1 protein-coding gene is annotated in these 771 nt (G+C 60.4%); it reads right to left on the reverse strand.

The window, feature by feature from the left end:
* Positions 1-194: 194 nt before the first annotated feature.
* Positions 195-771 (reverse strand): polysaccharide biosynthesis tyrosine autokinase (locus N879_RS12970; RefSeq protein WP_031232786.1); only part of this gene is annotated, 577 nt, incomplete at its 5' end.

A 771-nucleotide genomic window follows, 5' to 3' on the forward strand; every position in this document is an offset into this window, starting at 1 on the left:
GGCGGCCAGGGCCACTGCCAGTCGGGTCGAGCGGATTGCAGGCCGGTTGGAGTGTCTGGTCATCGCTAAACACCTATCTTCAAGCAAAAAAAATGTCCGCTGACGCTCGCAAGGTCAGTGTCGGGCAGATACGAAAAAAAATGGGGCGGCGTTCGGCATGGCGACGGGGTTGACCCCGCCGCCGTGCGAATCACTTACTTATTGGTGCTGGCGTATTCGTACTGGTAGTAGCCGTACTCGCCATAGGTGGATGCCTTGCGGACCACGGCGTTGAAGATCACGCCCTTGACCAGCAGGCCGTTCTGCTCGAGACGACGCTTGGCCGCTTCGATTTCCTTCAGACCGTTCAGGCCGTAGCGGGTGACCATCAGCGTGGTACCTGCCTGGCTGCCGACCAGCGCGGCGTCGGTGACCGCCAGGATCGGCGGGGTATCGAAGATCACCAGGTCGTACATGTGGCTGATCTCCTTGACGAAGCGCGAGAAGTTCTCGTGCATCAGCAGTTCCGACGGGTTCGGCGGCAACTGGCCATGGGTGATCACGTGCAGGTTGTTCAGCTGGGTCTTCTGGATGGCATCGAACAGGGTGATGCGACCGGAGAGGATATCGGACAGACCCTTGTCGCCATCGCAACGCATGACCTTGTGCAGGTAACCCTTGCGCATGTCGGCGTCGATCAGCAGTACACGCTTGCCGGACTGAGCGACAACGGCGGCCAGGTTGGTGGTGACGAAGGACTTGCCGACTGCCGGGCTCGGACCGGTGATCATC

It is taken from the genome of Alcaligenes sp. EGD-AK7 (assembly GCF_000465875.3).
GTDB classification, from domain to species: Bacteria; Pseudomonadota; Gammaproteobacteria; order Burkholderiales; family Burkholderiaceae_B; genus Alcaligenes; species Alcaligenes phenolicus.